Origin of the sequence: Actinoalloteichus hoggarensis (genome assembly GCF_002234535.1) — a bacterium.
GTDB classification, from domain to species: domain Bacteria; phylum Actinomycetota; class Actinomycetes; order Mycobacteriales; family Pseudonocardiaceae; genus Actinoalloteichus_A; species Actinoalloteichus_A hoggarensis.
Window position 1 is genome coordinate 2,343,806 of record NZ_CP022521.1, and the last position, 21,686, is coordinate 2,365,491.

Annotated in this window: 16 protein-coding genes and 1 pseudogene; 12 read left to right on the top strand and 5 right to left on the bottom strand. The window is 72.1% G+C overall.

All coding sequences use genetic code 11. From position 1 onward, the window contains the following. The first annotated feature begins 12 nt into the window (after positions 1–12). Genes accD through AHOG_RS10405 form a run of 3 tightly spaced genes read left to right on the top strand, consistent with a single transcriptional unit; the run spans position 13 to position 3,697 of the window. Positions 13–1,728 carry an acetyl-CoA carboxylase, carboxyltransferase subunit beta gene (gene accD, locus AHOG_RS10395; protein ID WP_093941183.1) on the top strand — a complete coding sequence of 572 codons (1,716 nt, stop codon included), beginning with the start codon at positions 13–15 and terminating at the stop codon, positions 1,726–1,728. After that, on the top strand, positions 1,725–2,273 hold the full coding sequence (locus AHOG_RS10400) for an acetyl-CoA carboxylase biotin carboxyl carrier protein (protein ID WP_093941184.1): 549 nt from the start codon (positions 1,725–1,727) through the stop codon (positions 2,271–2,273). The genes accD and AHOG_RS10400 overlap by 4 nt, the downstream gene beginning before the upstream one ends. Before the next feature lie 5 nt (positions 2,274–2,278). Continuing rightward, positions 2,279–3,697, top strand: coding sequence for an acetyl-CoA carboxylase biotin carboxylase subunit (locus AHOG_RS10405; RefSeq protein ID WP_093944333.1), 1,419 nt, complete (start codon positions 2,279–2,281; stop codon positions 3,695–3,697). Between the two features lie 67 nt (positions 3,698–3,764). Here the strand turns inward: AHOG_RS10405 and AHOG_RS10410 are convergent, their stop codons facing one another. Further along, entirely contained in the window at positions 3,765–4,385 is a 621-nt protein-coding gene (locus AHOG_RS10410; protein WP_093941185.1) for a PadR family transcriptional regulator, read from the bottom strand. Positions 4,386–4,614: 229 nt separating this feature from the next. On the opposite strand from AHOG_RS10410, the gene AHOG_RS10415 reads away from it, so the two are divergent. Then, complete coding sequence (locus AHOG_RS10415; protein ID WP_211290568.1) at positions 4,615–5,778, top strand: FAD-dependent oxidoreductase; 1,164 nt, start codon at positions 4,615–4,617, stop codon at positions 5,776–5,778. A gap of 829 nt (positions 5,779–6,607) precedes the next feature. Here the strand turns inward: AHOG_RS10415 and AHOG_RS10420 are convergent. Together AHOG_RS10420 and AHOG_RS10425 are read right to left on the bottom strand one after the other, a co-directional pair. Next, positions 6,608–7,153, bottom strand: a complete 546-nt coding sequence (locus tag AHOG_RS10420) for a VOC family protein (RefSeq protein WP_157736751.1) — start codon at positions 7,151–7,153, stop codon at positions 6,608–6,610. Between the two features lie 234 nt (positions 7,154–7,387). Continuing rightward, positions 7,388–7,762 carry a VOC family protein gene (locus AHOG_RS10425; RefSeq protein WP_093941188.1) on the bottom strand — a complete coding sequence of 125 codons (375 nt, stop codon included), beginning with the start codon at positions 7,760–7,762 and terminating at the stop codon, positions 7,388–7,390. A gap of 302 nt (positions 7,763–8,064) precedes the next feature. On the opposite strand from AHOG_RS10425, the pseudogene ruvC reads away from it, so the two are divergent. The 5 genes and pseudogenes from ruvC to AHOG_RS10450 form a co-directional block, all read left to right on the top strand. Further along, positions 8,065–8,649: pseudogene (gene ruvC / locus AHOG_RS29860) on the top strand (crossover junction endodeoxyribonuclease RuvC); the annotation flags it as partial. A gap of 407 nt (positions 8,650–9,056) precedes the next feature. After that, positions 9,057–9,656, top strand: a complete 600-nt coding sequence (gene ruvA, locus AHOG_RS10435; RefSeq protein ID WP_093941190.1) for a Holliday junction branch migration protein RuvA — start codon at positions 9,057–9,059, stop codon at positions 9,654–9,656. 208 nt (positions 9,657–9,864) lie between these two features. Then, positions 9,865–10,893 carry a Holliday junction branch migration DNA helicase RuvB gene (ruvB, locus tag AHOG_RS10440; RefSeq protein WP_093944334.1) on the top strand — a complete coding sequence of 343 codons (1,029 nt, stop codon included), beginning with the start codon at positions 9,865–9,867 and terminating at the stop codon, positions 10,891–10,893. Positions 10,894–11,058: 165 nt separating this feature from the next. Beyond that, the gene (gene yajC / locus AHOG_RS10445) at positions 11,059–11,496 is read left to right on the top strand and encodes a preprotein translocase subunit YajC (protein ID WP_093941191.1); all 438 of its coding nucleotides are present in this window, start codon (positions 11,059–11,061) and stop codon (positions 11,494–11,496) included. Between the two features lie 243 nt (positions 11,497–11,739). Continuing rightward, entirely contained in the window at positions 11,740–14,049 is a 2,310-nt protein-coding gene (locus tag AHOG_RS10450; RefSeq protein WP_093941192.1) for a RelA/SpoT family protein, read from the top strand. 758 nt (positions 14,050–14,807) lie between these two features. Here the strand turns inward: AHOG_RS10450 and AHOG_RS10455 are convergent. Next, a complete protein-coding gene (locus AHOG_RS10455) occupies positions 14,808–15,617 on the bottom strand; it encodes a peptidylprolyl isomerase (protein WP_093941193.1) in 810 nt (269 codons plus the stop codon). Between the two features lie 159 nt (positions 15,618–15,776). Between AHOG_RS10455 and AHOG_RS10460 the strand changes: the two genes are divergently transcribed. Both AHOG_RS10460 and AHOG_RS10465 read left to right on the top strand, forming a co-directional pair. Further along, a complete protein-coding gene (locus AHOG_RS10460) occupies positions 15,777–16,496 on the top strand; it encodes an MBL fold metallo-hydrolase (protein WP_093941194.1) in 720 nt (239 codons plus the stop codon). A 189-nt stretch (positions 16,497–16,685) separates the two neighbouring features. Then, positions 16,686–17,378 carry a hypothetical protein gene (locus AHOG_RS10465; protein WP_245856681.1) on the top strand — a complete coding sequence of 231 codons (693 nt, stop codon included), beginning with the start codon at positions 16,686–16,688 and terminating at the stop codon, positions 17,376–17,378. A 733-nt stretch (positions 17,379–18,111) separates the two neighbouring features. Here the strand turns inward: AHOG_RS10465 and AHOG_RS10470 are convergent. Further along, the gene (locus AHOG_RS10470) at positions 18,112–19,701 is read right to left on the bottom strand and encodes a YibE/F family protein (protein WP_245856682.1); all 1,590 of its coding nucleotides are present in this window, start codon (positions 19,699–19,701) and stop codon (positions 18,112–18,114) included. Between the two features lie 1,264 nt (positions 19,702–20,965). On the opposite strand from AHOG_RS10470, the gene AHOG_RS10475 reads away from it, so the two are divergent. Next, on the top strand, positions 20,966–21,262 hold the full coding sequence (locus tag AHOG_RS10475; protein WP_157736752.1) for a hypothetical protein: 297 nt from the start codon (positions 20,966–20,968) through the stop codon (positions 21,260–21,262). Positions 21,263–21,686 lie beyond the last annotated feature (424 nt).

The following is a 21,686-nucleotide window of genomic DNA, read 5'->3' on the forward strand; positions in this document are numbered from 1 at the left end:
GACGGGGGCACGATGACCAGCACCTGGAAGCAGACGACCCGTGCGGCCTCGACGGCCGGGACGGAGTCCGACTGGTTCCACTGCCGAGGCTGTCACACGTTGATCTACCGCAGGCGCTTCGACAGACTGGGCCAGGTCTGCCCGGAGTGCGGGCGACACGGCCCGCTCACCGCCCGGCAACGGATCGACCAGCTCTTCGACGTCGGAACGGTGAAACCCGTCGACCTCCCGGCCACGGTCGACGATCCCCTCACCTTCACCGACCTGGTGCCCTATTCGCAGCGGCTGGCCACCGCGCGGCGAGACACCGGCCTCGACGACGCGGTGACGGTGGTACACGCCAGTCTGCGGGGGCATCAGGTCGTCGCGGCGATCATGGACTTCCGCTTCCTCGGCGGAAGCCTGGGCACGGCGGCGGGTGAGGCGATCACCCGTGCCGCCGAGACCGCCCTCGAACAGGGGTGCCCTCTCCTGCTGATCACCGCCTCCGGCGGCGCCCGCATGCAGGAGGGGGCACTGTCGTTGATGCAGATGGCCAAGACGAGCAACGCCATCGCGGCGCTGGGCGAGGCGGGGCTGCTGACCATCAGCCTGATCACCGACCCGACCTACGGCGGCGTGGCGGCGTCCTTCGCCACCCTCTCGGATCTCATCATCGCCGAGCCGGGCGCGCGGATGGGTTTCGCCGGGCCACGCGTGATCGAGCAGACGATCAGGCAGCGTCTCCCGGAGGGGTTCCAGACGGCCGAGTTCCTCCGATCGCACGGTCTCATCGATGACGTCCGCCCACGCTCCGAACTGCCGCACGTCTTGGACGTGCTGCTCTCGAGCAGCACGCCGGTCGCGGCCGACTGGGGAGCCGAGCACGTCGACCCGGTCACGACCGACGTCGACCGGCTGGCGGGCCGGGAGATCGGCGCGCTCGTCGCCACCGCACGCCACCTGCGGCGGCCGACGACCCTCGATCACATGGCGTACTGGATGGACGGATTCATCGAGCTCCACGGCGATCGGCGGGGCGCGGACTGCCCGGCCGTCGTCGGCGGCATCGGGCTGCTGGAGGGCCTGCCCGTCGTGGTCATCGGACACCAGAAGGGCCACACCACGGCCGAGATGGTGCGCCGAGGCTTCGGGATGCCCTCGCCCGCCGGCTATCGCAAGGCGATCCGGCTCATGCGGCTCGCGGCCAGGATGGGTGTCCCGGTGGTCACGCTCGTGGACACCCCTGGCGCGGACCCCGGCCTGGCGGCCGAGGAGAACAACCAGGCCGGGGCCATCGCCGAGTGCCTCCGGGTGATCGGCGGCCTGCCCGTCCCCGTGGTCAGCGTGATCACGGGAGAGGGCGGCAGCGGCGGTGCGATCGCCCTCGCCGCGGGCGACCGGGTGCTGCTCAGCGAGAACGCCATCTATTCGGTGATCAGCCCCGAAGGCTGCGCCGCGATCCTCTGGAAGAGCCCGGAGGCCGCCTCGACGGCGGCGGCCGCCCTCTGGCTCGACGCCGCGTCGCTGCTGCGTCTCGGCGTCGTCGACGGGGTCGTCCCCGAGCCGCCGGGCGGGGCCCACCACGACCCGGCCGCCGCGGCGGAGACCGTGCGGGACGCGGTGATCTGTGCGGTACGCGAGCTGCGCGGACGGGACGGCGCCGAGCTCGTCGCCGAGCGGCGACGGAGGTTCCGGCGCTTCGGAGTCGCCTCGGCGGCCAACGACGTGAAGGAGATCCGGAAATGACCGGCGTAGAGGTCCACCCGCCGAGGAACGGACAGTCGCTCGGCGACGAGAGCCCGATGGACCGGGCGGTGGCCGCGCTCGGAGCCCAGGACGCGCTGGAGCTCCTGTGCCGCAGCGTGTCCGACGTCGTGCGCACGACCCCGCAGCACCCGATGCGGGTCAACGTCCGCTTCGGCTGTGCCAGTGTCGAGGTCGAGTGGCCGGGCGCGGGCTCGGCTCCCGCCGAGGGCGGCACAGCACCGGCGGCCTCGGCCCCCGTCGCGCCCACGCAGGCCGTCGAGCCCGACGGCGTCGAGCGGCCGGCCGTCTGCGCGCCGCTGGTGGGCACCTTCTATCGAGCCGAGGAGCCCGGCGCCCGACCCTTCGTCGAGGTCGGCGACGTCGTCGAGCCGGGCCAGCAGGTCGGGATCATGGAGGCGATGAAGCTCATGAACCCGATCCTCACCGAACATCGCGGACGGGTCGTCGAGGTGGTCGTCGCCGACGGCCAGCCGGTGGAGTACGGCCAGGCCCTGGTGCTCCTGGAGCACTTGGAGGAGGAGTGAGCAGCATGCCGGACCCGGTTCGAGAGGTCGCGACGCAGGACAGACCGTTCGACACCGTCCTGATCGCGAACCGGGGGGAGATCGCGCTGCGGGTGGTGCGGACCTGCCGCGAGATGGGCATCCGATCGGTGGTGGTGCACTCCACGGCGGATCGGGACTCCGCCGCCGTGCTGGCCGCGGACGAGTCGGTGCAGATCGGGCCTGCCGCGCCCAAGCGGAGCTACCTGTTCGCCCCGGCGATCATCGAGGCGGCGCTGCAGACGGGGGCGCAGGCGGTGCATCCGGGTTACGGGTTTCTTTCCGAGGACCCGGACTTCGCGGAGATCTGTGCGCGTAACGACCTGGTCTTCGTCGGCCCGCGACCCGAGGTCGTGTCCCGACTCGGGGACAAGGCGCTGGCCCGATCCCTGATGTCCGACGCGGGACTGCCGGTGCTGCCCGGCACGATCGAGCCGGTGCGCAGCGCAGGCGAGGTGGTCGAGGAGGCGAACCGGATCGGCCTGCCGCTGATCATCAAGGCGGCGGCGGGCGGCGGCGGCCGCGGCATGGCGGTGGTGCGGGAGTGGGCGGAGCTGCTGCCGACCTACCGGACGACCAGGGCGGCGGCCCGGGCGGTGTTCGGCGACGAGCGGGTCTACCTCGAACGCTTCTGGGAGAAGGCCAGGCACGTCGAGGTGCAGATCATCGCCGACGAGCACGGCAACGTGGTGCATCTGGGGGAGCGGGACTGCTCGGTGCAGCGCAGGCACCAGAAGCTCGTCGAGGAGAGTCCGGCGCCGGGGCTCAGCCGGGATCTGGCTCGCAGGCTCGCCGAGCACGCCGTGCGGGGAGCGCGTGCCGCCGGGTACACCGGCGCCGGGACCTTCGAGTTCCTGGTGGACGGTGACGAGGCGGCTTTCATCGAGGTCAACTGCCGTATCCAGGTCGAACATCCGGTGACAGAGGCGGTGACCGGCATCGACCTCGTCCGCGAGCAGCTGCGGGTGGCCGCGGGGATGCCGTTGTCGTTCGCCCAGGACGACGTGGAGCTGCGCGGCGTCGCGGTGGAGTGCCGGGTCAACGCCGAGGACCCGGCCCGCGACTTCGCCCCCTGTCCCGGTGAGCTGAGCGAGTTCGTCCCGCCGGGCGGCCAGTTCGTCCGGGTCGACACCGGGGCCTACCCGGGGTGGCGCGTTCCGCCGGACTACGACTCGCTGCTCGCGAAGGTGATCGCCTGGGCACCGGATCGGCCGCAGGCGTTGGCCAGGATGGATCGAGCGCTGCAGGAGTTCCGCATCCGGGGTCGCGGGGTGCACACGACCAAGGAGCTGCTCCGTGAGGTCCTGGTCCATCCGAGCTTTCAGCGTGCCGAGCACACGACGTCGTTCCTGGACGAGGAGCAGTCGGCGTCGACGGAGGCCGCGGTGCACGACCGGGCGAGCTGAGCGCCCTCTCCGCTCGCCTGGGCCGTGCGGCGGAGGTGTGGTCACGCCGTGTTCGGGGACGGCTTCGTCACCGGATACGGCGTGCCGCGTGCAGCTCCCGCCATTCCTCCACACCGTCGAGCGACTGGCTGCTGATGTCCTGGAGCAGGCCGCGGACCCACGTCAGCTCGGTCTCCTTCAGGGCGAGCTGGTATTCGTCCTCCACCAGGAAGAGCCGGGGCAGCGGCGCGCGGTCCTTGTCGCCTTCGCTGCTGAGCCGCAGCTCTTCGCGATCGCGCTCGACCTCCTTCTCCAGCCGGTGTGCCCGCAGCGCGAGCTGGGCGGCCACGTCGTCGGGGGAGAGCGCCGTCATGAAGGTGAGGCCCGCCGCGAGCAGCGTGTACTCCTTCATGGGAGTGCTGAGCAGTTCCCGGAGACGCTGTGCCAGTTCTTCGCGACCGTCCTCGGTGATCTCGTAGATCGTCCGTTCCGGCCGGTTGCCCTGCCTGCCGGTGCTCTGCACGTCGATCAGCTGGGACTTGCGCAGCGTCTCCACCGCGTTGTACAGCGAGCCAAAGTTGATCTTCACTGCGGAGTCGTGATGCTGATCCCGCATGGTGGTGGCCATCTCGTAGGGATGCATCGGCCGCTGAGCGAGACAGGCCAACACTGCCAGCGTCAACGGGCTGGACGCCCGTCGCTTCGCCATGGGGGACCTCCTGGTTTATTCGTCTAGGAATATACAGCCATCGTGGTGGTTGTGCACACCCTAAGACATGCCTCCACGGTTCGGCGAACCTCCCGCCGTGTCGTGCGATGACACAACTCTGCCGTCAGAATGACGTCATTGATGACACTATTCGCTGTTGACTGGGCCGAGTGCTTTAATTAAAGTATTTGATATGGCTAGCGAGACGAGTTCTGCGCGTAAGCGGGCTATGATCATCGGTTGCGGTGTCGCGGGTCCGGTATTGGCGATGTTCCTTCAGCGAGCCGGCATCGAGGCCGTCGTCTACGAAGGGCGACCCGAGGCGCGCGACGAGGTCGGCGCTTTCCTGGGAATAGCACCCAACGGTCGAGACGTGCTCGAGACACTGGGAATTCGGGAGGAGGTCGAGGCCGTCGGCATCCCCAGTCCGAGGATCGCCTTCCTGAATCACAAGGCCCGGGTCCTCGGCCGGAATCCCCAGCCGGTGGTCACCCTCAAGAGAGGCATGCTCACCAAGGCCGTCCGGGAGGCGGCCGAGCGTCGAGGCATCCAGATCGAGTGGAACAAGCGGTTGGTGGACCTGTCCGAGACCGATCGGGACACCGTCATCGCGCGGTTCGCCGACGGAAGCTCCGCGGAGGCGGACTTCCTCGTGGGCTGCGACGGAATCCACTCCGAGGTACGGCGGCGGATCCTGCCCGAGGCGCCGCTGCCCACGTTCACCGGCACGGTCGGCACCGGCGCCTACACTCGCGTTCCCGGCCTCGCCTCGACCGAGGGCACCATGTACATGACCTTCTGCCTCAACGGTTTCTTCGGCTACCAGGTGACGGACTCCGGCGAGGTGTGCTGGTTCGAGAACTTCCACCAGAAGACCGAGCCCAGCGCGGCCGAGCTGGCGGGGATCTCCGACGAGTCCTGGCAGCGGAGGCTGCTCGAACTGCATCGGCGCGACCACGACCCGATCCCCGCGATCATCGCGGCGAAGCAGGAGACGATGGTCCGGTACACGGTCTCGGAGATGCCGGTGCTGCCCACCTGGCACCGAGGCCGCGTCTGCCTGCTCGGCGACTCGGCCCATGCGATGGGGCCGCACTCGGGACAGGGCGGCTCGATGGCCCTGGAGGACTGCATCGTGCTGGCCAAGTGCCTGCGCGACATCCCGGACCTCTCCCGGGCCTTCGCGACCTACCAGTCCATCCGCAAGGAGCGGGTGGAGCACGTCGTCAAGGAGACCCGACGCAACGGCGACCGGAAGGCTCCGCCCGGGTTCTTCGGCAGGATCGGCCGCGACCTCGTGCTGCCCTTCTTTCTCAAGAACGGCGTCGACCTGTTCACCGAGATCTACCAGCACCACATCGAGTGGGACGAGAAGGTGCTCGTCAACAGCTGACACGGGCAGTCGCCCCAGAGCCGCCGGTCCTCGCGTCGGGCACGCGGGGCCCGGCGGCTTCGGCGCGGACGAGCCGGTGAGACGCCCGCGAAGCGGGAGCTCCGGCGGTCCCGGGGCGACGGGGCGAGGGACGGGTGTCGGCCTGCGGGGGCGAGGCCGGCGACGAACGGGCCGGGCGAACGCCGACGGACTCCAGGGACGGCGGGGACTCGAGTCCGGCCGGTGAAGTCCGAGCGCGCGAAAGAGGTCGCGGGAATCGTCGAGTCGAGCAGCTGCCGGGCCGAGGACGAGCGGCGGGATCGATCCGGCCGCCTCCGGCCCGCCGGTGCGGCGGTCGGAAGCGGTATGCGCGGCTCCGGGAGACTCAACCTGCGGGCTCTCTCCGCACGGGTGGCCGCGCCGATGGCGATCGGCCCGCGGCGAGGACGGCGCCGGGCACACCGCGACGAGAGCCGTACCGGCTCCGTTCGAAACCGGCCCTGCCAGAAGTCCACCGGGGAGATCGGGCGGCCGCGTCCGGGCATCGGCGGCGACGTCGACCGGCCTGCCGTGCGGTGTGGGCGGGCAGGGTGCGTGCGGACCCGCCGCCGAGGCACGTGCGGCACGACCATCCCCGTTCGAGGGGTGGGGTACCCGCCCGGTCGGTGCTGTCGCGGGCGGCGATCTCGGCGCCGGCGAGGTGTCACCAGCCGCGGCGTCGAGACGTCCGGTACCGGGGCGTCACTCGACGCCACACGAGAATCGTCCCGAGGCCGCGTGTCCGGTATCTCCGACGGGACCCGCCGACACGTGTGGCCTGAACAGGTGTCGGCGGGACGTCGAATGACGGCTATTCGTGGTGCGTGGAGATGTGCACGTAGTTCCCCGCGGGATCGGAGACGAAGCCGCCGCGCTCACCCCACCAGAAGTCCTTCGGCCGCAGCACCGGCCGTCCGCCCGCGCGGACCGCGGCCCGCCAGGTCTTGTCCACGTCCTCCACGAGGACCGTGAGATCGTTGCTTCGCCGCTTGCCCGACAGTGGACCGAATTCGAGCCCGGTGGCGTCGCTCAGCTCGTCGGCGCTGGCCAGCGCGAGGAAGAAGGTGTCGTTCTGGAGAGTCGCGAAGACCGGCGGTCCCTCGCCGTCCTCCGGCATGCGGTACAGCTCCTCGAAACCGAGAGACTCGTAGAAGGTGATCATCGGAACCAGATCGTGGCCGTACAGGGTCGGCTGGCCGTACCGCGCCACCTCCTGCGTCGGCGCGGGTGAATTCGTCGCCGTGTCGGGAGCGGCGGCGCTCGGATCCTGGGGTGCCGCCGTGGCCGTGAGACCGAGGGTCAGTACGGCAGCCGTCGCTAACCCGGAAATCCATTGCGAGGCGACTAAGGTTCTCATTCCGTCACTCCTTGCCTGCTGATTCCGTTCGGATGGTGCGGAATCGATTTCGGTGCCGCATTCATGGGACTCGCTCACGATATCCAGAGCGGTCTCGCGTTTCACTCGAATGCATCTTGCGCACCGAGCGGCACCGGAGTTCTGGCGGAGAGTGACTTCGACGATGAAGAGAGACGGACCGCCCGGCCGTCGACGGCCGCGATGCCGGGCCTGCCCGTCGCTCATTCGACTCGATCAGCCCCAGCTGGGCGGCGGAGTGGTGAGGCCGATGACGTTGCCGTCCGGGTCGGTGATGTCGGCCTGCCTTCCCCAGGGCTGATCGTGCGGACCGTCCACGGGCACGCCCGCCTCCGACAGCCGGGCACAGTCGGCGTCGATGTCCGAGGTCAGCAGCATGAGGCCGCGAACGCTGCCGGGGACCAGGCTCGGATACCAGGTGACCAGCACGATGCTGGTGGCCGAGTCCTTGGGGGCGACCTGAAGCCACCGCCGCCCGCCCAGGTCTTGATCGAGGATCAACTCGAATCCGAGCTTGTCGACGTAGAACTCCAGTGCCTTGTCCTGGTCGGACACTGGAACCGAGAACAGCTGCACACCCGTAATACTCATAGTAGGAATATTACGGACGGTGTGTCAGGGCGTCAACGAATCGCCGTCGACGGGCTTGGCCGAACGGTCGTCGAGACGACGGAGGGATTCCGGCGGCGTCGGCGGCAGCGGCTCCGGTGCCGGACCGCGGTCCTCGGTCGCCCCCGAGGAGCGCCGTGGCGAGACGCGGCGGGCCGCCGGCCCTCGCCCCCTGCCCGCGGCTCGCGCGCCACGCCGACGCCTGCGTGCGTGTGGTGCCGGGGCGCGGCATGGTCAACCGGTAGCCTCACTCGAACTGATGTTCGCGGGGCGGGAGGCGGCGGGTGCGGGTGCTCGGTGTGGACCCGGGGCTGACCCGGTGCGGCCTCGGCGTGGTGGACGGCGGGTCGGGCCGGACGATCACCTGCGTCTCGGTCGGCGTCGTCCGCTCGCCCCCGGACGCCGAGCTGCCCGTGCGCCTGGGACTGATCGCCGATGGAGTCGAGCGATGGCTCGACGAGTTCCGCCCGGACGTCGTCGCCGTCGAGCGGGTCTTCAGCCAGCACAACGTGCGGTCGGCCATGGGCACAGCGCAGGCGGGCGGCGTGGTCGCGCTGCTCGCCGGGCGGCGGGGCCTTCCGGTGCGTTTTCACACGCCCAGCGAGGTCAAGGCCGCCGTGACGGGCTCCGGCCGGGCCGACAAGGCCCAGGTGACCGCCATGGTGACCCGCCTCCTCCGGCTGGCCGAGCCGCCGAAGCCCGCCGACGCCGCCGACGCGCTCGCGCTGGCCGTCTGTCATCTCTGGCGGGCTCCGGTGATGGACCGGATGGCCAGGGCCAAGGCGGAGTCCGAGCGGCTCGCCAAGGCACACCGGGCCCGGCTCAGCGAGGCGGGCGGCCTGCCCGACCGTTCGGCCTCGGCTCCAGGGCGCTCGGCGTCGACGACGTCGGGAGCAGGCGGTCGACCCGCGCGGGCGTCGAGCGCTTCGGCGGCGGGAGGCGCGGCGGGACGGGGCGACCCCCGACGATCCGGCAGTACGTCGAGCGGCCCGACGGCGTCGCATGCCGCCTCGGCGACCCCCGCCGAGGCCGAGGCGGGCGGCGTCCCGGAGCAGGCCGCCGATCCTCCTTCGTCTGTCCGGGCTCCGATGTCCGCCTACGGGAGGAACGTGGACGGAGTCGGGGCCGGGGAGGGAGCCGAGATCGGAGAGCGGGGCGGGTACGCCACCGGGACGCGGCAGCCGACCACGTCGACGATCATGGCGCGAGACCTCGGCGCGGCGATGCGGGCGACCGCGAACGAATCGGTGTCGAAGACGACGAGAGAGGTGCGGGAATGATCGCGTCGGTACGCGGCCGGGTGCAGGCGGTCGCCCTCGACCATGTCGTGGTGGACGTCTCCGGCATCGGGCTGGCGGTGCGCACGACGCCCGCGACGCTGGCCACGCTGCGCCGGGGCGACGAGGCCGAGCTGATGACCAGCCTGGTGATCAGGGAGGACTCCTGGACGCTGTACGGCTTCGTCGACGCCGACGCCCGGACGCTCTTCGAACTGGTGCAGACGGTCTCGGGCATCGGGCCGCGGATCGCGCTGGCCATGCTGGCGGTCCTGGAGCCCGATCAGCTGCGGCACGCGGTGTCCGAGGGCGACCTCACGGCCCTGACCCAGGTGCCGGGGATCGGGAGGAAGGGCGCGGAACGGCTCGTCGTCGAGCTGCGCGACAAGGTCGGCCCGGCCGGGTCCTCGGCCGCGGGCACGGCGGGCTCGGGTGCCTCGCAGGTCCGCCCGAGCGTGGTCGACGCGCTGATCGGACTGGGCTTCACCGGCAAACAGGCCGAGCAGGCGGTGGACGCCGTGCTCGCCGAAGCCGACGGTCCCGACGACATGGCGGGAGTGCTGCGGAGGTCGCTGGCGATACTGGGACGCAAGAGATGACGCCCGCCGCGCGTCGCCGTGCACCGTGCGCGGCGTGACCGCGCCCCGCCCCCGGCGATCCGCCGGAACGCGGTGACGCGGGCGGCGCCACAGGGGCCGAGAGCACGAGAGAACCAGGGAAGGCGGGGAACAGCCGGTGGCCGACGAACGGCACGCTGCCGAGGAGGACTGGGCGGGGCAGGCCGCCCGGGCGCTCGACGCCGTCGAGCTGTCCCCGCACGCCGAGCCCGCGGAGCAGGACGTCGAGTCCACCCTGCGCCCGCGTGACCTACGCGAGTTCATCGGTCAGCCGCGCGTCCGCGAACAGCTCGAACTGGTGCTCTCGGGGGCGCTGCGTCGCGGCAGGCCGCCGGACCACGTCCTGCTCTCCGGGCCGCCGGGCCTCGGCAAGACCAGCCTGTCGATGATCATCGCGGCCGAGCTGGGCTCGGCGCTGCGGGTCACCTCGGGGCCTGCCATGGAACGCGCGGGCGACCTGGCCGCGATGCTGTCCAACCTCGTCGAGGGCGATGTGCTGTTCATCGACGAGATCCACCGCATCGCCCGACCGGCCGAGGAGATGCTGTACCTGGCGATGGAGGATCTCCGCGTCGACGTGGTGGTCGGCAAGGGGCCGGGGGCGACCAGCATCCCGCTGGAGATCGCCCCCTTCACCCTCGTCGGGGCGACCACGCGGGCGGGCTCGCTGACCGGCCCGCTGCGGGACCGGTTCGGCTTCACCGCCCACATGGAGTTCTACAGCCCGGCCGAGCTGGAGCAGGTGCTGCGGCGGTCGGCCGCCATCCTGGGGGTGGCCCTGGACCCGGCGGGCGCGGATGAGATCGCCCGCCGCTCGCGCGGCACACCGCGGATCGCCAACCGGCTGCTGCGTCGGGTCCGGGACTTCGCCGAGGTGCGGGCCGACGGCACGGTGACGCGGTCGGTGGCCAGGGCGGCGTTGGAGGTCTACGAGGTCGACGAGCTGGGGCTGGACCGGCTCGACCTCGCGGTCCTGGGGGCGCTGGTCCGGTCCTTCGGCGGCGGCCCGGTGGGCGTGTCGACCCTGGCGGTGGCGGTCGGTGAGCAGCCGGCCACGGTGGAGGAGGTCTGCGAGCCGTTCCTGGTCCGGGCCGGGATGCTCGCCAGGACTCCCAGGGGTCGGGTCGCCACCGCCGCGGCCTGGTCTCACCTCGGCCTCACACCGCCGCCGGAGGCCGTCGGCGGCACCGGATCACTCTTCGCGGTGGATCAGGACTAGACTCGGTGTCTGACCTGACGTCTCAGTGCGCTCACCGGAGTCGGGGAGTGTCCCGCAGACACGGGTGGTGGGTCATCAGCACAGCAGGCCTGGCACACTGGGCAGTCGATACCCGAACAACCGGACGAACCGTGCGTCGAGCAGGCGTCCGCTGAACGGAGAACGATGGAATCCTTCATCTTTCCGCTGCTCCTGCTCCTGCTGGTGCTGCCGCTGTTCCTGGCCAGCCGTAAGCAGAAGCGCGCGATGCAGGAGATGCAGCAGCTGCAGAGCTCCCTTGCTCCCGGCGACCGCGTGATGACCAGCTCCGGCCTGTACGGAACCGTCACCGAGACCGCCGAGGACACCGTCGACGTCGAGATCGCGCCCGGCGTGAACACGACGTGGGTCCGCGCGGCCATCCGGGAGAAGGTCGTCGTCGCCGACGAGCTTCCGGAGGGCATCGACGAGTCCGACGACGACGCCGCCGAGCGCTCGTTGGAGGCCGACGCCGACACCACGAAGAGCGCCGACTCCGAGACCGTGACCGAGGACACGGCCGACGGCGAGAAGGTCACCTCCGGTGCGGGCGCCAAGTCCGCCGAGGCGAGCAAGAACGCCTGACGACGCCGAGCACGGCCGGTCACGATCGCCCGCCGTTCCGCCTGCTCCCTACAGGGGAGTCGGGTCGAACAGGCGGGCGATCGTCGTCCGCAGGACGATCGCCGGATGAAGCCCGAGCCGGCGGCTTCACCCTGACGGAACACGGCGGTCGGGATCGGCGTTATCCTCGTCATCCGGGTCGCCCGGAGACGGACTCGGGTCGTGCCCCTCGCGGGGCCACGAACAACGCGATGAGTCTGGAGCATGCCGGTGAGTCAGGACGTCGAACACGCCCCGCCGGGACAGGCTGAGACGCCGAGGCAGCCGTCGGCCACTCGTCGCGTCCGTGCCCGGCTCGCCCGCCGCATCACGGCTCAGCGGTCCTCCTCGGTCAAACAGGTCCTCGAACCGCTGGCGGCGGTGCATCGTCAGCTGCATCCCAAGGCCGACCTCGCGCTCCTGCAGGGCGCCTACGACGTCGCCGAAGAGAAACATCGCAGCCAGCGACGCAAGTCCGGCGACCCGTACATCACTCACCCGCTCGCGGTGGCGACCATCCTCGCTGAGCTGGGCATGGACACCACGACGCTGGTCGCGGCCCTGCTCCACGACACGGTCGAGGACACCGACTACTCGCTCGACCGGCTGCGCACCGACTTCAGCGACGAGATCGCCCACCTCGTGGACGGCGTGACCAAGCTCGACAAGGTCAAGCTCGGCGCCGCCGCCGAGGCCGAGACGATCCGCAAGATGGTCATCGCGATGGCCCGCGATCCTCGAGTCCTGGTCATCAAGCTCGCCGACCGGCTGCACAACATGCGCACGATGCGCTTCCTGCCGCCGGAGAAGCAGGCCCGCAAGGCACGCGAGACCCTGGAGGTGCTGGCCCCGCTCGCGCACCGGCTGGGCATGGCGACCGTCAAATGGGAGCTGGAGGACCTGGCCTTCGCGATCCTTCAGCCCAAGAAGTACGACGAGATCGTCCGGCTGGTCGCCAACCGTGCCCCCTCGCGCGACACCTACCTCCGAGGCGTCGTCAGCCAGCTCACCGACAACCTGAACAGCGCTCGGCTGGTCGCCAGGGTCGAGGGCAGGCCGAAGCACTACTACTCGATCCACCAGAAGATGATCGTCCGGGGCCGTGACTTCGACGACATCCACGATCTGGTCGGGGTGCGCATCCTGGTCGACGAGGTGCGGGACTGCTACGCGGCGATGGGCGTCGTCCATGCCCTCTGGCAGCCGATGCCCGGCCGGTTCAAGGACTACATCGCCCAGCCCCGGTTCGGCGTCTACCAGTCCTTGCACACGACGGTGATCGGTCCGGACGGCAAGCCGCTCGAGGTGCAGATCCGGACTCACGAGATGCACCGCACCGCCGAGTACGGCATCGCCGCGCACTGGCGGTACAAGGAGACCAAGGGCCACAACGGCGGCGGCTCCGTGGAGGTCGACGAGATGGCGTGGATGCGCCAGCTTCTCGACTGGCAGCGGGAGGCGGCCGACCCCGGCGACTTCCTGGAGTCGTTGCGGTACGACCTCGCGACCCGTGAGATCTTCGTCTTCACCCCCAAGGGCGATGTGATCACGCTGCCCACGGGGTCGACCCCCGTCGACTTCGCCTACGCCGTGCACACCGAGGTCGGGCACCGGTGCATCGGCGCGCGCGTCAACGGCAGGCTCGTCGCCCTGGAGCGGGAGCTGGAGAACGGCGAGGTCGTCGAGATCTTCACCTCGAAGGCCGAGGGCGCGGGGCCCAGCCGCGACTGGCTGTCCTTCGCCGCCTCGCCTCGGGCGCGGGCCAAGATCAAGCAGTGGTTCGCCAAGGAGCGCCGCGAGGAGGCCATCGAGAGCGGCAAGGAGGCCATCGCCCGCGAGCTGCGCCGCGTCGGCCTGCCGCTCCAGCGGCTCGTCTCGGCGGACTCTCTGGGCGCGGTCGCCCGCGAGCTGCACTACACCGACATCAGCACGCTGTACGCGGCGGTCGGTGAGCACCAGTCCTCGGCCAAGCACGTCGTCACCCGGCTGATGGCGCTGGTCGGCGGCGAGGAGCACGCCGAGGAGGAGCTGGCCGAGCGGTCCACCCCCTCCACGATGCACCATCGCAGGCGGGCGACCGCCGACGCGGGCGTCATCGTGAAGGGCGCGGGCGACGTCTGGATCAAGCTTGCCCGGTGCTGCACCCCCGTGCCCGGCGACGAGATCCTGGGCTTCGTCACCAGGGGCGGCGGGGTCAGCGTGCACCGCACCGACTGCACGAACGCCGACGAGCTGCGGGCCACGCCGGAGCGGCTGCTGCGGGTGGAGTGGGCCCCGTCCTCCTCCTCGGTGTTCCTGGTGGCCATCCAGGTGGAGGCGCTCGACCGGCACCGACTGCTCTCCGATGTCACGAAGATCCTTGCCGACGAGCGGGTGAACATCCTGTCGGCCTCGGTCACCACGACACGGGACCGGGTGGCGGTCAGTCGCTTCTCCTTCGAGATGGGCGACCCGAAGCATCTCGGACACGTCCTGAAGGCCGTCCGCAATATCGAGGGCGTCTACGACGTCTACCGGGTGACCTCCACCGGCTAGGCCTCCGCCGGCCAGGCAGCGGCCGGGGTGGGCTCTGTTCGGGGCGCGGCGCCTGGGAAGGAGAGGCGTCGGCCGACACGCCGGGGTGGTCCGAGCGTTCACCGGGCGTGTCTGTCACGAGTCGACAACCCGGGGGTCTTCGAGCAGGCAACACCCCTGGTGACCAGGGTGGCACCGGCCCCGCGGGGCGAGTGAGGATCGCGACGCCGGCGCGTTGCGGCAGGCCGCTCAGGTGCTGCGGCGTGGCACCGGCCCTGCGGGCGGGTGGGATCGCGACCTGCGGGCGTCGAACGCGAGCCGCACGGTCACGAGGGTGGCCCCGGCCCTGCGGCCGGTGAGGATCCCAACAGGTTCTGGCCCGCACGACCCGACGGCTCGTCAGGAGTGGCACCGGTCCGCCAGGGCCGGTGCGAATCGCGGTCGCCCGCGCTTCGTGGGGGCGTGTCTCCCGCCGCTCCTGCTCATCGCAGGCGACTCTCCGCGCATGACGGCGGGCCGGGCGGCGAGCGGAGCGCGAGCGGTGTCGATCGCCGCGTCTTCGGCTCGCCCGACCATTCGACGCCTGCGAGGAACGACCCCTCAGGTCGCGAAAGCCCCCGAGCGCCCGTGGGCGAGACGTCCGCTCCTCGGACGGCGAGCGGGCGGCACGGCCCGCTGGACGAATCCGGTGGCCGTCCCGCGCCCGGACCCTCGACAGGCGACAGCCCCGGCCCGCCGGAGCGGCGTGACCGGGGCTGTCGTGGTCGTACTGCGGAGGGTCAGCTCGCGATGCCGACGCTCTCGATGATGGTCTCGGTCTCCGGGGGTCCGTCGCCGCCGCCGGTCGCCTCCCCCGCCTCGGCGATCTCGTCGACCACGCCGAGGCCCGCCTCGTCGACGGTGCCGAAGACCGTGTACGACGGCGGCAGCTCGGAGTCGCCGTAGACGATGAAGAACTGTGAGCCGTTGGTGTCCGGGCCCGCGTTGGCCATCGCCAGCGTCCCTCGGCCGTAGGTCTCCTCGCCGGTCAGCTCGTCGGGGATGGCGTAGCCGGGACCGCCGCTGCCGGTGCCCGTCGGGTCGCCGCACTGGAGGACCTCGAGGGAGCCCTCGGAGGTGACCAGCCGGTGGCAGGGGGAGTCGTCGAAGTAGCCGCTCTCGGCGAGGTGCACGAAGCTCTGCACGGTGCACGGCGCCGCCGCGCGGTCCAGGCTCACGCCGATCTCGCCCTGGTTCGTCGCCAGGGTGGTCTCCACGGTGCCCTCGGCGGGCGTGGGGTCGACGTCCTCGGGGACCGCGACCTCCCTGGCGGGCTCCTCGCCGCCGATGATGTAGCCGCAGGGGCCGTCTGTCGTCTCGGTCGCGGGCAGCTCGTCGGAGGCGGGCGGATCGGTCTGCCCGGCGGCCTCGGCGTCGTCGTTCCCGCCCTGGGTGGCGAGGAAGTAGACGAGACCGACGACCAACACCGTGGCGAGCACCGTCACGCTCATCGCGATCGTGCGACGGCGTTTGGCACGTTGGGCACGGCGTTGGAGCTGCCGCTCAAGCTTCCGCTTCGCGGCTGCGCGACGTTGCTCGTTGGTGGGCACCGGCTCCCTCCTCAGGGATGCTGGAGACGGGGATGGCCAGGCGGCAGTCTAGAGCGCCCGGGTGTGGTCGGTGTGTACCGGGATGCCGGCTAGGCTGGCCGGTCTGCGGGACGGGTTCGACGACTCGTCCCGATCACCTGTTCACACAGGAGGCGTCTGGTGTTCGTCGTCGGGTTTCCCAGCGGTCCGTTGCAGGCCAACTGCTATCTGCTCGCGGGCGGAGCGGACGAGTCCCCCACAGACGGGTCGGACAGGCCCTGTGTGATCGTCGACCCGGGTCAGCACGTCATGGAGCCGTTGGCCGCCCGGCTGGCCGAACACCGGTTGACTCCCGTGGCCGTCCTGCTGACTCACGGCCACTTCGACCACGCCTACTCCGCGACCGAGGTGTCCGAGGCCTACGACGTCCCGGTGTGGGTGCATCCCGGCGACCGGCCGCTGCTGTCCGAGCCGCTGCGGGGCGTCGGCTCCGACCTGGCGCGGCTGCTCGGGCCGGAGCTGGCGATGCGGGAGCCCCGGCGGATCGCGGAGCTGACCGACGGGCAGGCGATGGAGCCGGCCGGCCTGCGGATCACGGTGTTGCACACGCCGGGACACACCGAGGGCTCGGTGTGTCTTCGAGTCTCGACCGCCGCGGTCGCCGGCTCGGGGGTGGAACCGGATGTGCTGGTCGCGGGGGACACCCTCTTCGCGGGCGCGGTGGGCCGCACGGACCTGCCCGGCGGCGACCCCGAGGCGATGACCGAGACCCTGCGGAGCCGCATCCTGCCGCTGCCCGACGAGCTGGTGGTGCTGCCCGGCCACGGCCCCGCGACCACCATCGGGCGGGAACGGGTCCGTAATCCCTTCCTGCGCGGCGTGGCGCCGGCTGAGGGCTGATGTCTCTCGCCGGGACCCGAGTTCGCCTGCGACCCGCCTCCTCGGCGGGGGCATCCGCGCCGTCTCGTCGTCCGCGAGGGCGGGCGGTCCGTATCGAGTCCCGGCCTTCCGCCCGGCCCGATGCCTGGACCACCAGGCACTGTTGGATCATGCGGGGGACAGGGCGAGCATGAAGGAGGCATCGATCCGGTGACCGAGAACGAACCTGGTGGGCCCGACCGGCCCGGCGGCGCGGATCGACCAGCCCGGCCCGCGGAGCAGGCGGAGATCTCCTTGAATCTGCTGCCGCCCGAGATCCTGCGCCGTCGAGCGTTGTCGATCGCGCTCGGCGCCCTGATCATCGGTGCCGGGTTCGGCGGTCTGTTCGGCCTCATCGGCGGGCGCGACGCGGGCCTGGTGGCGGCCGGCGTGATCATCGTGCCGTTCCTGCTGCTGGCGTGGTCGGAATCGCGTCGGCGCACTCGCCTGGCCGGTCGGTTGCTCTCCGTCTCGACCTTCGGCACACGGACGGTGGACCTGGGCGAGCTGCGGGAGATCGACCTTCTCGTCTCCGACCAGCGGGGGATGCGCACGGTCGCGCTGCTGATCAGGGCAGGACGTCGGACGGTGACCGTCGCCCTGGCCCTCTACGCGGGGGCGGGCGGCCGTGAGCTGGGCATCCTGGAGCTGCGGCGGCTCGCCGACGTGCTCGCGGGCATCGGGGACACCCGGACGCTGGCGCTGTCGCAGCTGCTCGTCGCCCAGCTGCGTGCCGAGGCACGCGGCGAGCCCGCGGCGAACCGGCCGCTGTATCAGATCGCGTCGGCGGCGCCGGGTGGTCGATTCCCCACCCGGCTCGACTCCGCGGCCGTCGCCCGCTTCGTCGCGACGCTGGACTACTGATCTCGCACTGACCCGGACGCCGCTCGGGCGGCGGGGCGCGGCCGGCCGGACTCGGGCGCGGTGAAGTGCGGTGATGGTTCGGGGCGGCGACCGTCCGGCATCGGCGGGCACGAACCGGGCCGGTCGAGTCGCCGCCCCGCTCCCCGCTCCCCGCTCCCCGGTCCCGCCGTCCACGTGGGCCGGGTCGCCTGGTCCCGCCCGTCCGAGGCCCGACCGCGTCCGCCGCCGCGCCCGCGTGCCCGCGGACTCGCCGAGTCCGTCTCGGTGCTTCTCTCGGCGGTCGAAGTCCGGTCCGCGTGTCCGGTCCGCAGGCGTCGGAGGCGGACACGGGCTCGGAACTCCGCTCCGCCCGTCGTCGGGTCTCGACGGGTCGGTCGAGGACCCGGATCGGTCGAGCCACAGGCCGGTCGAGGAGACCTGACGGGCCGGCCCGGAACACGGATCGGTCGAGGGCACGGGCCGATCCCGCGCGCGGACCGGCCGATCCGGTGGTCACTCCTCCTGCCGTCGCCCGCCGTCGCCCCGCGCTCGCGCGTCTCGTCCTGCGGCGTTCCGTCCCGGTGGGACACGGCGCGGACGATGGCGGGCCGTCCCTCAGGACGACGACACCTCAGGCACGTCGACCCGGCCGATCAGTCGCCCTCGGGCGCCGAAGGGGTCAGATGCGGCCGGCTCGCCGAGCCGACGGAGAGCGTTCGCCGGGCTCGGTCGCCCCGCGTGGTCCTGGAGGTGGTCACCGAGGAGGGTCGCCGTGCCCCGGCCGCCTCGGCCGCTCAGGGCGCCGCGTCGGCCCGCCGCGCGGTTTCGGGGCCGGGTGCCCGGTCGCCTCATCGGATCTCGGCTCCGCCGCGGTCGCCTGTGGCGCGGCCCGCGTGCCGTGATCGGGACGGGCACCATGCTCTCCGGCTGTCTGCTCCGCCGCCGACCCGGTCGCGGGCCGCGGTTCGACGGCGCCGGCGGGCCTCGGCCGGCGCTGTCGGCTGCCGGATGTCCGCGGCGCGCCCGGAGCGCGTTCGGCTCGAACAGCGGTTCTTCCGCTCCGGCCGCCGTCGCGTGTCTGCCGGGCACCGTCCGCCGCCCCCGCCGGTGCCGTCCTTGACCGTGCTGCCTCCGACCGTGCCGCGCGCGGGTCTGCCCCCGCGGTCTCGTCCTCGGCCGCGTCGTCGTCCCGAGGTCGCCCGCCCCCGTCGTCCGGATCGAGGTCGTGATCGGGCCCGCCTGCGCCGCCGGAGGGCGGCTGCCGCGTGACCACCAGGGCGGCCAGCGCCGTCGTGATCGGGACGGCGGCGACCAGGCCGATGCTGCCCACCAGCGTGCGGACGATCTCCTGGGCGACGACCTGCGCGCCGACCAGGGTCGACAGATCGACCCCGGACAGCGAATAGGCCAGCAGCAGCGGCAGCGCCGCGCCCGCGTAGGCCAGGGCGAGGGTGTTCACGGCGGCGGAGATGTGATCGCGGCCGATCCGCACCCCGGCGGCGTACAGCCTTCGCGCGCCCATCGAGGGATCGGCCTTGCGCAGTTCCCAGACGGCGCTGGTCTGGCTGATGGTCATGTCGTCGAGGACGCCGAGCGCGCCGATGATCACCCCGGCGAGCAGCAGGCCGCGGGCGTCGACGTCGCTGCCGAGGATGGTGATGAGGTTGACCGTCTCCTCGTCCAGCCCCGTGAGGTGAGTCAGCTCGCTGAACAGGATGCCGAGTCCGGCGATCAGCGCCAGGCTGAGCAGGGTGCCCAGCACGGCGGCCGACGTCCGCGCCGAGACGCCGTGCGTCAGGTAGAGGACCACGAACATGATCAGCCCGGCGCCCACCACCGCGACGGTCACGGCGTTCTCGCCCGCGAGGATCGCGGGCATGACGAACATCGTCAGCACGCCGAAGCTCACCGTGAGTCCCGCGAGCGCCGTCAAACCCTTCCACCGCGCCAGCAGCAGCACGGCCACGACGAACAGGGCGGCCAGCCACAGCAGGCCGCCGGTCCGCTGGAAGTCGACGATGCGGTAGGAGGTGGGCTCGGTCGGCGCGGCCCCCGTGTACGACAGCACGACCTGATCGCCCTGCGCGAAGGTCGGTGTGCTCGGCTCGAAGGCGATGACCTGCCCGATGGTCTGCCCGGCGGCCTCGCCGTCGTCCAGCCGGACCTCGATGACCTGGCATTCGGAGTCGTCCGGGTTCATGCCGACGTCCGGCGAGGCCTGCTCGGCACCGGACTGGCAGCTGCCCACGGAAGCGGCGACGACCTCGCCGTTCACCGGCTGTTGGAAGAACCCGAGTTCGTTCTCCGCCTGCGGCTCCTGCCCGAAGGGGTAGAGCAGCAGCATGCCCAGCACGGTGGCGAGCGCGAACGGGACAAGCAGCGCGGCGAGCAGTATCCGGACCCGAGAGGACGACGGATCGACCGGACCGTGCCCGTGGCCGTGCCCATGCCCGTGGCCGACGGCGTCCGCGGCTCGCCCGGGACCGCGCCGAGCGGCGGAGGACACGGTGCGGCGGCGCTCGCCCGCGGGGCCGCGCCGCCGAGCAGGCGATTCGCCCTGCTCCGCCGGTGCGGCGGCGTCGACGGCCCTGGGCTCTCGGCGCGTCTCGGTCTCTCGGCGCCGGGCGGGCCGTCGCGCCGGACCGTGGTCCGGCGGGCCGTCGTCGCGGGGCGGGACGGCCGCGCGCGGGTCCGCAGGCTCCGCTCCCCGTCGGGAGTCGCCCGCGCGCCGTCGATCCGCCGGACGGCCCCCCTGCGGTGGCCGCGATCGGGACCGCGCGTCGCCGCCGCTCGGCGCCTCGTACGGATCGCCCACGCGGTTCGGCTGCCGGACCGGCGGCTCCGCGTCACGGGGCGCGCGCGGCGCCGCGGGTTCCGCCCGATCGGGTGGACGCCTGCGGCCGCCCGTCGGAGGTTCACCCGTCTCGCCGTCAGCCGAGCGGCGGCGCCGCGGCGGACGACCGGCCGCACCCTCGGGGGGCGGTCGCCTGTCCCCTGGCGGTCCATCGGGCGGCACCGGCACGTCGGCATCGCCGTGCTCCTCGGGCCTCGAGCGACGATTCGCCCGCTGCGGCGCACCGTCGGCGGGCCTGCCTCGACGGCGCGAGCCCTGATCGGCACCGCCCGGGGGCGACACGTCGCCCGCCCCGCTCGGCGGGACATCGGAGGAGGGCGGATGGCCGAACCAGTCGTCACCCCGGCGTTCGTCGCTCACCTGGCCCTGCCCGCGAGCCTCACGTCGATCATTCCGCGCATCCTATGGGGTGGACCTCGGGGCGGCGCGTTCAGCGCGATCACCCGGTCGCGGAGCCTGCCTCGGGCCCACACGCTGGGCAGACGTAGTCGGCCGGACCCTCTCGCGGCCCTGCGTCACGGGGGACGGGCAGCTGCGGCGGGCGGCGGTGATCGCGGGTCGGGCCCGCGGTCGGCATGCTGTCCTCGCGTGTGAGCAGACGCGAGGCTGGAACCACTCCCCGGTGCACCTCGAGTGGCGGAACCGGAACCGCCGAAGGGTTGAGGCACTCCTGTTCGCCGAATCGAACGCCTCGACTCCCGCTCTGTCGAGCGTCCTCACCATGTCGAGCCGGGCGGCGGAATCGAGGACGGACATGTCTCGGACCTCCCCGATCCGCCGACTCGTCGCGCTGCGCCGGGATTACACCGGTGAGAACGGCGGCGAGGTCGCCCTCGAAGTGGCCGCCGTCGCCCGCCTCTCTCGTGCCCCGCGGGAATCCCTGGTCGACGTCCTGCGCGCGGGACGACGCTCCCGCCGTGCCGCACGTCGACGAGTCGGTTCGCCACGCGCTGCTGCCGATCGTCGAGACGGCGGGGCAGCGCGGACTGGAGACGCCCTGCTGACGGCGGCGACCCGGCGGCCGACCAGCTTCGTCTACGCCCGCCCGTGACCCTGCTGCGACCCGCACACGCCTTTCGCGCCGTGCGCCCGACGGCGACGAATCTCGTGCTCCACCTGCGGCCGGACGCGCTCGGTCCGTTGCTCGTCGAACTCAAGCCAGGCGTCGGAACGGCCGGGTTCGAAGGGCGGCCCGGCCTGCGCCTGCACCGCTCATTCGAGCTGTTTCCGCGCGGCGACGAGACGCCGGGCGGGCGGTGTCGGCGGGCGTGTCCGGGCGGACGTGGCAGGCGGGCGTCGGCTTCGTACGTCGTCCGACGGGCCGAGACCGGCGCCCCGGCGGCTGCTCGCGGCCGAGTCCGCCGAAGGGCTCGATGCGGCGGAGCGACGGCATCGCGTGACGGTCGCGCCGTCGATCCCCGGCCTGCTCGGCAGCGCGCTGCTTCGTCGCGTCGGCCTCCTCGCGGCCGGGCTCC

What these genes read in the sequence shown, in the direction of transcription:
- AHOG_RS10475 (WP_157736752.1), top strand. Translation starts at nt 20,966, where the DNA reads ATGTCTCGGACCTCCCCGATCCGCCGACTCGTCGCGCTGCGCCGGGAT.
- AHOG_RS10415 (WP_211290568.1), top strand. Translation starts at nt 4,615, where the DNA reads ATGATCATCGGTTGCGGTGTCGCGGGTCCGGTATTGGCGATGTTCCTT.
- AHOG_RS10470 (WP_245856682.1), bottom strand. Translation starts at nt 19,701, where the DNA reads ATGCTGCTGCTCTACCCCTTCGGGCAGGAGCCGCAGGCGGAGAACGAA.
- AHOG_RS10410 (WP_093941185.1), bottom strand. Translation starts at nt 4,385, where the DNA reads ATGGCGAAGCGACGGGCGTCCAGCCCGTTGACGCTGGCAGTGTTGGCC.
- accD (WP_093941183.1), top strand. Translation starts at nt 13, where the DNA reads ATGACCAGCACCTGGAAGCAGACGACCCGTGCGGCCTCGACGGCCGGG.
- AHOG_RS10400 (WP_093941184.1), top strand. Translation starts at nt 1,725, where the DNA reads ATGACCGGCGTAGAGGTCCACCCGCCGAGGAACGGACAGTCGCTCGGC.
- AHOG_RS10425 (WP_093941188.1), bottom strand. Translation starts at nt 7,762, where the DNA reads ATGAGTATTACGGGTGTGCAGCTGTTCTCGGTTCCAGTGTCCGACCAG.
- AHOG_RS10420 (WP_157736751.1), bottom strand. Translation starts at nt 7,153, where the DNA reads ATGAGAACCTTAGTCGCCTCGCAATGGATTTCCGGGTTAGCGACGGCT.
- ruvA (WP_093941190.1), top strand. Translation starts at nt 9,057, where the DNA reads ATGATCGCGTCGGTACGCGGCCGGGTGCAGGCGGTCGCCCTCGACCAT.
- AHOG_RS10450 (WP_093941192.1), top strand. Translation starts at nt 11,740, where the DNA reads ATGCCGGTGAGTCAGGACGTCGAACACGCCCCGCCGGGACAGGCTGAG.
- AHOG_RS10405 (WP_093944333.1), top strand. Translation starts at nt 2,279, where the DNA reads ATGCCGGACCCGGTTCGAGAGGTCGCGACGCAGGACAGACCGTTCGAC.
- yajC (WP_093941191.1), top strand. Translation starts at nt 11,059, where the DNA reads ATGGAATCCTTCATCTTTCCGCTGCTCCTGCTCCTGCTGGTGCTGCCG.